The sequence below is a fragment of the Nocardioides sp. genome, assembly GCF_025965415.1.
Taxonomy (GTDB): Bacteria; Actinomycetota; Actinomycetes; order Propionibacteriales; family Nocardioidaceae; genus Nocardioides.
Map to the genome: position 1 here is coordinate 1 of NZ_JAOPWY010000057.1, position 9,361 is coordinate 9,361.

Consider the following 9,361-nt stretch of genomic DNA (forward strand, 5'->3'; position numbering starts at 1 on the left):
CGCGCGGAATGCGGCATGAGCGAACCGGTGGCCCAGTGCGCCGGTGGCGTGGTTGTAGCCGGGGAGGCACCGATCACTCGGTCCCGCATCGCCGGGGCGGACGGCGACCGTCGCGGGCCCGCGGATGTCGCGTCCCTACCATGCGGCCATGCGGGTCCCGATCTTCCAGCTCGACGCCTTCACCACTCGCCGCTTCGCCGGCAACCCGGCCGCCGTGGTGGTGCTGGACCGGTTTCTTGATGACGCCCTGTTGCAGGCCGTGGCCGCGGAGAACCTCGCCGAGACGGCGTTCGTCGTGCCGTCCGAGGGGCGGTACCGGCTGCGTTGGTTCACGCCGACAGTGGAAGTGCCGTTGTGCGGGCACGCGACGCTGGCGGCGGGCGCAGTTGTCCTCGAGCGGCTGGAGTCCGGCCGCGACAGCGTCGTGTTCGACACCGCCAGCGGGCCGCTACAGGTCGCCCGCGAAGGCAACGCGTATCGGATGGAACTGCCGGCTCGTACGGTGCGCGCTGTGCCGGCGTTGTCTGCGGCGCTCGGCGTGACGCCGGTGGAGGCGGCGATCGACGGGAACAACTACCTCGCCCTTCTCCCCGGGGCCGATGACGTCCGGTCCCTCGAACCGGACCTCGCCGCCATCGCCCGTCTGGACATACCGGGGTCGTGGTGACTGCCGTCGGCGACGGCGCGCACGACTTCGTCAGCCGGTACTTCGCACCAGCGAAGGGCATCCCCGAGGACCCGGTGACCGGAGGAGCGCACTGTGCGCTCGTACCGTTCTGGGCGGCACGCACGGGCAAGGACTCCTTCCTCGCCTACCAGGCGTCGCGGCGTGGCGGCGAGCTCGCCTGCTGGCTCATCGGCGACCGGGTGCAGCTGCACGGCTCGTGCGCGTTCTACCTCGAGGGCCAGATCGAGCTCTGAAACCCGCCACGCCCTGGCTGCACCGGCTCGGGACCTTCATCCTGACCATCGGGAAAGTCGCGGTGGCGTGGGTGGTGACAGGATCCGCGCGGATCCCTAGCGTGTGTGACAGGGGCCGACCTGGGGAGGGACACACATGGGAGTGATCACGGACGTGCGGGTGCGCCAGCCCGCCAAGGACGACCTCGTCGGGCGGCGATTTCTCGTCGCCGGGGTCGGCAACGGGTTCGAGGGGACGATCGGCATCCGCGTGCTTGACGGCCGCGGGCGCGTCCTCGCGGAGGACTCCGCGCAGTCGACCGGCGGGATGGCCGCAGTGGGTGAGTTCTCCACGCGGGTCACGGTGAGCAGCCCGCCGCGCGATGGCACGCGGCTCACGGTGCAGGTCTTCGGTGACAACCCCGGCCTGCCCGACGAGGGGCCCAGCCCGGGCTTCAACCTGCGCGAGGTGGAAGTCATCATGTTCGCCGACCTGCAGGGCTGGCTGCTCTATCGGGTGGAGCGTGGGGACACGCTCACGGCGATCGTGCGGAAGGTGCGCGATTTCACGCGTACGACGGTCGCGCAGGTCGTGGCCGCCAACCCGAGGATCACTGATCCGGACGTGATCGGCGTCGGCCAGCGGCTGCGGATCCCAGTCAAGGGCTGACTACTGGGCAGGTCTCCTGTAGGGCGCGTGCGAAGTATTGCGATGACCCGTTGAGAGCACCAGCATGAGTGGACGCTTCGATCATCTCGCCGACAAGCGGCGCAAAGACGCACTCATCGCGGCAGCCCCGACGTTCACACTGAGCGGGGTCAGCGGTGCGTGGTCTTCTTCTTCACCTTCTTCTTGACCTTGTACCGCCCCTTGGAGGTGGCCAGGTTGCCCGCCTGGTCGAGCGCGGTGGCCGTCCACCGCACGATGGTGAGCTTGTTGGACTTCTTCTTCGTGACGACAACCTCGCAGGAGGCGACCCCGGAGAGCGCGTCGGTGCTCTTGCAGGTCAGCTTGCGCAGCCTCTTGTACGTCGCTCCCTTGCGCGCGCCGGTCACGGCGACGCTCGGGCTTGTCGCGTCGATGCTCACGGCTGCGCTCGTCGCCGAGGCGGTCGAGCCGAGGCCGTCGGTCACCGCCCGCGTCACCACCTGGTCGCGCCCGTCCGCGCCCAGCACCACGGGCGCAGGGCACGCCACGGTGAACGGGAGCGTCCCGGCACAGGCGAACGTCACCGTCACCGGCGTACGGAACCAGCCGTTGCGGGCCGGCGAGGTGGAGCTCGTCGACGCGGTGATGCTCGGCTTGTCGTACCTGGCGGTGACCAGCTCGACGTCCGGCGTGCTCGGCGTCCCCGCTCCCGCGACCACGGCTCGGATGCGAGCGACACCCGGCGTGGTCGAGCCCGTGAGCGTCGCCGAGTAGGTCCCGTCGGCGTTGTCCGTCGTCGCGCCGAACGACTGGCCGGGGTCGGTGCTCGCGAACGACACCTCGAGACCCGACAGGGGCACGCGGCTCGCACTCCTGGCGACGGCGGTCACCCTCACCGTCGCCGCACCGGTGCCGAGGACCGGCTCGGCGAACGGTCGAACCTCCACCGAGTAACCCTCGGTCGCGACCGAGGCGCCGACCAACGTCGGCTCCCCCGCACCCGTGACCGTCGCGGTCACCGTCGCGGAGCCGGGCGTCGTCGATCCGCTGAGCGTGGCCGAGTACGTGCCGTCGCCGTGATCGGTCACCGATCCGAACGCCTGCCCGGCGTCGCTGCTCGCAAAGGTGACCGGCAGTCCGTCGAGGGGCGTGCCGGAGAGGCTCTCGGCCGAGGCGCTCACGGTGAGCGAGTCCGTTCCGGTGGCGACCAGCGTGTCAGTCACCGCCTCGACCGTCAGGGCGTAACCCTCGGTGGTGACGTCGGCCGTCCCGGACACGTCGTACGTCGCGATGCTTCCCTTCGCCGTCGCGGTCACCATGGCATCGCCCGGTGAGGTGGAACCCATCAGGGCCGCCGAGTACGTGCCGTCCCCGTTGTCACTCACCGGACCGAAGGACTGGCCCGCGTCGGTGCTCTGGAAGACCACCTCCAGGCCCGGGACCTTCGTGCCGTCCTCGAGGCTCGCCGTAGCCGTCACGGACGTCGAGTCCGCGCCGGTCGCGACGATCGTGGCGTCGGCGACATCGACGCGCACATCCGTGACCGGTCCCGCGCTGTAGCTGATGCTCACCTGCGAGCCGACCGCGCGTTCGGCGAGGGCGAGCGTCCCGCCCTCCGGCACAAGGCTCGAGCCGCCGCCGCCGCCGGCGCCGTAGTACTGGTTGGTGCCGCCACTGCCGCCGCCGTAGAGGCCTCCACCGCCGCCTCCGGCACCTCGGAACGAGGTGCCGGTGTACCGGGCGGAGCCACCGGCGCCGTACGTGCCGGCGTTCCCGTTGCCGCGGCCGCCGTTGGCGTAGGAGGCGTCGACGCCGCCAGCGCCGCCCGCACTCGCGGTGCCGGCTCCACCACCACCGGCGGGGCCACGGACCCCGGCGTAGTCAGGTGCCGCCGCTCCCGCGTCGCCAGCCGCGGTGTCGCCGCCGCCGGAGATGCCCCCCGCCCCACCGCCGCCCGCGGCAACCAGGATCCGAGAGTCGAGCGGCGAGCAATCGGTGTCCGATGCGCCACAGGTGCGCAGGTCGGTGGCGCCGCCGCCGCCGAACGAGGCCCCGTTGGAGCCCGCCACCGGGTTGCCGCCGCCGTTCCAGCCGCCTGCGCCACTCAAGCCCGCTCCGCCGACGCGGACGTAGAGCACGTCGCCCGGCTCGACCGCCAGAGTGGCGGTGACCCTCGCGCCCCGGCCGCCCGGGGTCCCGTCACTCGTAGGCCCGCCCGCAGCTCCGACCGCGTCGACGTCGATCTGGTGGATGCCGATGGGCACGACGAAGGTTTGCTCCCCGCCCACATAGTCGAAGAGCACAGTGCCCGCGATCGGCTTCTCCGCCGGGAGGTACGCCAGGGCAGCCGCGGCACGCGGTGCCGGGGCCATCATCAGCGAGAGCACAGGCGCGAGCAGGGCGAGGGCCAGCGCGGCTCGCGGGAGTCGCATCGAGCGGTGGAAGGAGGTGTGAGACATGCTTGGCTCCGGACTCGGGTGGCAAGAGGGTCGGGTGCGCACGGCCGTCAACGACGGGTGCGCGTGCGATGGATCAACGACCCTCTACCGAGGCGCCAATGCAGCAACCCGGCGACCCTATGCAACGAGCAGCGCCGCGTCCCACGTTTCGACCAGGTGCCGTCCGATCGGGCCAACGAACGGGCAGCGAGGCAGCCCGAGGAGCCGCCCAACAGTGGTTCGGGGGACCCACATGCTGATCGCCACACGGGCGATCTCATCCGATACGCCCGCTCATCGGCAGATCCCGGTTACTAGGGCGCCGACAGGCGGCGGATAGACGTACCCCTCGACGGGTGATCGTCGCAGATGCGGATGTCCCTTGCGGACGGCTAAACAGGACACCCCAAGGTCGCGATGCGCGCCGACGTCCGTAGCCATTCGACGACACGTCGCGACGAGGCTCAACCGTCAACGCGCGGAGGGATGGCGCGCTCGTACACTCGCTTCGTGCACCTCGACGACTACCTGAGCGCTGACGCCACCGACCTAGCTGCCCTGATTGCCGACAAACAGGTCACTGCGGCTGAGCTGCTGGCCTTGGCACGTCAGCGTGCCGACCAGGTCGACCCCAAGATCAACGCGATCGCCAGGACGCTGGACGACGTGGCCGACGCGCGGGCAGCCGAGCCCCTAACGGGTCCCTTCGCTGGCGTGCCCTTCCTGGTCAAGGATCTCGCTCAGGAATACGCCGGGTTCCCCACCACCAGCGGCTCGCACGCCCTGGTAGACGACGTGGCCGACGAGCACGCACTCGTCACGCAGCGCTTCCTCGACGCCGGGCTCGTTGTCTTCGGCAAGACCAACACCCCTGAGTTCGGAGCCAAGGGCATCACGGAGGACGATTTGCTGGGCCGGGCGCGCAACCCGTGGAACTTGGCCCACACTCCTGGCGGCTCGTCCGGCGGCTCGGGTGCCGCCGTCGCCGCCGGCATCGTCCCGGCGGCCGGCGCAAACGACGGCGGTGGGTCGGTCCGCATCCCCGCGGCCTGCAACGGCCTGGTCGGGCTGAAGCTCAGCCGTGGCCTCACGCCCTACGGTCCGCAGGGCAGCGAGTCGATGTTCGGGATGGTCACCCAGGGCGTGGTCTCCCGCAGCGTCCGCGACAGCGCCGCTCTGCTCGATACGATCGTGGGCGCGCCGACCTGCTACGCGGCGTACGCCGCCGCGACCCCCGCTCGTTTCCTCCCAGACCTTGGCCGCCCGCCCGCGCGTCTGCGGATCGGTTTCACGGTTTCCTCAGCCATCAACCCCAATCCCGACCCGGAAGCGGTCGCCGCGGTCGAGGGTGCCGCCAGCCTGCTCGCCGAGCTCGGCCACGAGGTCGAGGCAGTCGACGCGCCGCACGACGACGACGCCCTGGCCCGTGACTTCCTGACCATCTGGTTCGCCCAGCTCCACGGTCAGATCAGCCTGATCAAGCACCGACTCGGCTCGCCCGACAGCGCCTTCGCCGCCGACTCGCTCGCGGCAGCCGAGATCGGTCGCGCCGCCGGCGTCGGAGCGCTCTTCGCCGCACTGGAGAATGTCAACCGGCACATCCGCGCGCTCGACGACTTCCACCAGCGCTACGACCTGCTGCTCACTCCGACCTTGGCGAAGCCGCCGCTGCAGGTGGGCTCGGTCGACACCCCGCCGCTGCTGCAGCGGGCCTCGCGGATCATCGCCAAGGTGCACGCCGGCAAGCTCCTCAACGCCACCGGCATCCTCGACCAGCTCATCACCGAGAACCTGGGCTGGGTCCCCTACACCCAACTGGCCAATCTCACCGGCCGCCCCGCGATCTCCGTGCCCCTGCACTGGACCGCCGCCGGCCTGCCCTTGGGTGTGCAGTTCGTTGGCTCCCTCACCTCGGACGGTCTCCTGCTGCGGCTCGCCGCCCAACTGGAGCAGGCGCAGCCCTGGTTCCACCGGTACGCCCATCTCGATCCGGCGCTGACCGCCTAGCTCGCGGGGCCGTACGACCCCAAGTCGGTGCCTATGCGGCGGGGTGCAGCGCCCTGTTGGCACGCCCAACCTGGGCGGTGCGACGTACCTCCGACCCTCAGACGAGCTCGGGCTGCGTCTTCTCCCGCACCTCGTCCTCGGTGACACCAGGCGCGAGCTCGACGAGCCTGAGCGCCCGCTCCCCCAGCGTCCCCGAGGCAGCGACCTCACCCGTCGCAGGGTCGATCACGTCGATGACCGCGAGGTCGGTGATGATCCGCTGCACGACGCGCTTGCCGGTGTAGGGCAGGTCGCACGCGTCCAGGATCTTCAGCGAGCCGTCCTTGGCGGTGTGCTCCATCAGCACGATCACGCGCTTGGCGCCGTGGACCAGGTCCATCGCACCGCCCATGCCCTTGACCATCTTGCCGGGGATCATCCAGTTGGCGATGTCACCGGCCGCTGAGACCTGCATCGCGCCGAGGATCGCGGCATCGATCTTGCCGCCGCGGATCATCCCGAACGACTGCGCGGAGTCGAAGAACGACGCGCCCTTGCGCAGCGTCACCGTCTCCTTGCCCGCGTTGATCAGGTCGGGGTCCTCCTCGCCCTCGAAGGGGTACGCCCCCACGCCGAGGATGCCGTTCTCCGACTGCAGCACCAGCTCCACGTCGTCGGCGACGTAGTTGGGCACCAGCGTCGGCAGCCCGATACCGAGGTTGACGTACGACCCGTCCTTGAGCTCCGAGGCCGCCCGCGCGGCCATCTCCTCACGACTCCATGCCATCTCGCTCAGCCTCCCAGTCCGTGCGTCGCCGCATCCTCGGCGGGAGCGGCAGCCGTGGGCCGCGGCCGCGTCGTGACCCGCTCGATCCGCTTGTCCTTCGCCTGCTCCGGCGTCAGCGCGACCACGCGCTGCACGTAGACACCGGGCGTGTGTACGTCGTTGGGGTCCAGCTCGCCAGGCTCGACGAGCTCCTCGACCTCCGCGATCGTGACCCGGCCGCACATCGCGGCGAGCGGGTTGAAGTTGCGAGCCGAGTCGCGGTAGATCAGGTTGCCGTGGCGGTCGCCCTTCCAGGCCCGCACCAGCCCGAAGTCGGCCACGATGGCCTCCTCCAGGACGTACTCCTTGTCGCCCTCGGCGGTGGAGAAGACCCGCGTCTCCTTCGGCGGCGAGGAGACGATCACGTTGCCCTCGGTGTCGTACTTCCACGGCAGGCCGCCCTCGGCGACCTGGGTGCCGACGCCGGTCGCGGTGTAGAAGCCGGGGATGCCCGAGCCGCCGGCCCGCATCCGCTCCGCCAGCGTCCCCTGCGGCGTCAGCTCGACCTCGAGCTCGCCGCTCAGGTACTGCCGCGCGAACTCCTTGTTCTCCCCCACGTAGGACGAGATCATCCGCCGCAGCCGCTTCTCGACGAGCAGCCGGCCCAGCCCCCAGTCGTCGACGCCGCAGTTGTTGGAGACCGCCTGCAGGTCGGAGGTGCCGGCCTCCAGCACCGCGTCGATGAGGACCGACGGGATGCCGCACAGTCCGAAACCGCCGACCGCGAGGGTGGCGCCGTCCGGGATGTCGGCCACCGCATCGGCAGCCGATGAGACCACTTTGTCCATGTCCCGCACCCTAGCGGCCATGTGACGGGGCCCACTGTGTGGGCAAGGACCACACTTCTGGCCACTGGGTGTGGTGGGGCCCGACCCCCTACGCTGGGCGCGTGACCGACTGGCCGAAGGTGCGCCTGCACGTGGTGACCGGCAAGGGCGGCACCGGCAAGTCGACCGTGGCGGCCGCACTGGCACTGGCCCTGGCCACCTCGGGCAAGAACGTGCTGCTCTGCGAGGTCGAGGGGCGCCAGGGCATCGCCCGGATGTTCGACGTCGACCCGCTCCCCTACGAGGAGCGCCGGATCGCCAAGGGCGCGCCCGACGAGGACGGCCGCGCCGGCCAGGTGCACGCGCTCCACATCGAGCCGGAGTCCGCGCTCATGGAGTACCTCGCGATGTACTACAAGCTCGGTCGCGCCGGGAAGGCGCTCGACCGCTTCGGGGTCATCGACTTCGCCACCACCATCGCGCCGGGCGTGCGCGACGTCCTCCTCACCGGCAAGGTCTACGAGGCCGTGCAGCGGCCCCGCCAGCGCGACACCAAGAGGGCGGACAAGGGCCGCAAGGGCGGGGCCATCACGTACGACGCCGTGGTGCTCGACGCGCCGCCCACGGGGCGGATCTGCCAGTTCCTCGGGGTCAACTCCGAGCTGGCCGGGCTCGCCAAGGTGGGGCCGGTCAAGACGCAGGCCGACAAGGTGATGGAGCTGCTGCGCTCCCCGCGCACCGCCGTCCACGTCGTCACCATCCTCGAGGAGATGCCCGTGCAGGAGACCTCCGACGGGATCGCCGAGCTGCGTGCCGCGGGGCTCCCCGTCGGCGGCGTCGTGGTCAACCTCGTCCGGCCGCGCGCCCTCAGCCCGCACGCGCTCGCCCAGGTGCGCGACGACGAGGTCGACGCGACCCGCATCACCTCCGACCTCACCCGTGCCCGCGTGGAGGTGGACGCCGGCCTGGTCGCCTCGCTCATCGACGAGGCCCGCGACCACGCCGTACGCCGTCAGCTCGAGGACGACCAGCGCGTGCTGGTGGAGGCCGAGCACCTGCCGACCTACGAGCTGCCGCGCCTGGCCACCGGCATCGACCGCGGCGCCCTGCTCGACCTCGCCCAGCTGCTGCGTGCCCAGGGCATGGCGTGACGGCCCGCAAGCAGCCGCCATGGCTGGACATCGACGCGCTCCTCGACGACCGCGGCACCGAGATCATCGTGTGCTGCGGCTCCGGCGGGGTCGGCAAGACCACGACGTCCGCGGCGCTCGCCCTCCGCGCCGCCGAGCGGGGCCGCAAGGTCGTCGTGCTCACGATCGACCCGGCGCGGCGCCTCGCGCAGTCGATGGGCATCGAGCAGCTCGACAACACCCCGCGGCCCGTGCCCGGCGTCGACCCGGCCGGCGGCGGGTCGCTCGACGCGATGATGCTCGACATGAAGCGCACCTTCGACGAGGTGGTCGAGGGGCAGGCCAGCCCGGAGAAGGCCAAGCAGATCCTGGAGAATCCGTTCTACGTCGCCCTGTCGAGCTCGTTCGCCGGCACCCAGGAGTACATGGCGATGGAGAAGCTGGGCCAGCTGCACCGGCAGGCCCTCGAGGACGGCAGCTACGACCTGATCGTGGTCGACACCCCGCCGTCGCGGTCGGCGCTCGACTTCCTCGACGGACGCTTCATGACGCTGCTGGTCACCCCGGCCCGTGGGCCGGCGCGGCTGATGACCGCCGGCCTCGGGATGGTCACCAATGCGCTGACCAAGATCATCGGGGCGCAGGTGCTGCTCGACATCAAGGCG

The 9,361-nt window shown here is 70.9% G+C and carries 9 protein-coding genes; 6 read left to right on the forward strand and 3 right to left on the reverse strand.

What is annotated here, in order from left to right:
* The first annotated feature begins 148 nt into the window (after nucleotides 1–148).
* The 3 genes from JWN97_RS06485 to JWN97_RS06495 all read left to right on the forward strand — a co-directional run bounded on the left by JWN97_RS06485 (nucleotide 149) and on the right by JWN97_RS06495 (nucleotide 1,570).
* Nucleotides 149–667 carry a PhzF family phenazine biosynthesis isomerase gene (locus tag JWN97_RS06485; RefSeq protein WP_297620156.1) on the forward strand — a complete coding sequence of 173 codons (519 nt, stop codon included), beginning with the start codon at nucleotides 149–151 and terminating at the stop codon, nucleotides 665–667.
* Nucleotides 661–921, forward strand: coding sequence for a PhzF family phenazine biosynthesis protein (locus JWN97_RS06490; RefSeq protein ID WP_297620159.1), 261 nt, complete (start codon nucleotides 661–663; stop codon nucleotides 919–921). Before JWN97_RS06485 ends, JWN97_RS06490 begins: the two co-directional genes overlap by 7 nt.
* 136 nt (nucleotides 922–1,057) lie before the next feature.
* Nucleotides 1,058–1,570, forward strand: a complete 513-nt coding sequence (locus JWN97_RS06495; RefSeq protein ID WP_297620163.1) for a Gmad2 immunoglobulin-like domain-containing protein — start codon at nucleotides 1,058–1,060, stop codon at nucleotides 1,568–1,570.
* A gap of 149 nt (nucleotides 1,571–1,719) precedes the next feature.
* On the opposite strand, the gene JWN97_RS06500 is transcribed toward JWN97_RS06495, so the two are convergent.
* Nucleotides 1,720–4,008, reverse strand: coding sequence for an Ig-like domain-containing protein (locus tag JWN97_RS06500; protein WP_297620166.1), 2,289 nt, complete (start codon nucleotides 4,006–4,008; stop codon nucleotides 1,720–1,722).
* Between the two features lie 489 nt (nucleotides 4,009–4,497).
* Here JWN97_RS06500 and JWN97_RS06505 point away from each other — a divergent pair, with 489 nt between their 5' ends.
* The gene (locus tag JWN97_RS06505; protein WP_297620169.1) at nucleotides 4,498–5,994 is read left to right on the forward strand and encodes an amidase; all 1,497 of its coding nucleotides are present in this window, start codon (nucleotides 4,498–4,500) and stop codon (nucleotides 5,992–5,994) included.
* Nucleotides 5,995–6,091: 97 nt separating this feature from the next.
* Here JWN97_RS06505 and JWN97_RS06510 read toward each other — a convergent pair whose 3' ends face one another.
* Both JWN97_RS06510 and JWN97_RS06515 read right to left on the reverse strand, forming a co-directional pair.
* Nucleotides 6,092–6,760: a 3-oxoacid CoA-transferase subunit B gene (locus JWN97_RS06510; RefSeq protein WP_297620173.1), complete on the reverse strand. Its 669-nt coding sequence runs from the start codon at nucleotides 6,758–6,760 to the stop codon at nucleotides 6,092–6,094.
* A gap of 5 nt (nucleotides 6,761–6,765) precedes the next feature.
* Complete coding sequence (locus JWN97_RS06515) at nucleotides 6,766–7,587, reverse strand: CoA transferase subunit A (RefSeq protein WP_297620176.1); 822 nt, start codon at nucleotides 7,585–7,587, stop codon at nucleotides 6,766–6,768.
* A 101-nt stretch (nucleotides 7,588–7,688) separates the two neighbouring features.
* Here JWN97_RS06515 and JWN97_RS06520 point away from each other — a divergent pair, with 101 nt between their 5' ends.
* Together JWN97_RS06520 and JWN97_RS06525 are read left to right on the forward strand one after the other, a co-directional pair.
* Nucleotides 7,689–8,717, forward strand: coding sequence for an ArsA-related P-loop ATPase (locus JWN97_RS06520; protein ID WP_297620179.1), 1,029 nt, complete (start codon nucleotides 7,689–7,691; stop codon nucleotides 8,715–8,717).
* Nucleotides 8,714–9,361: ArsA-related P-loop ATPase (locus tag JWN97_RS06525; protein ID WP_297620182.1), on the forward strand; the 648-nt coding region annotated here is incomplete at its 3' end. The genes JWN97_RS06520 and JWN97_RS06525, both read left to right, overlap by 4 nt.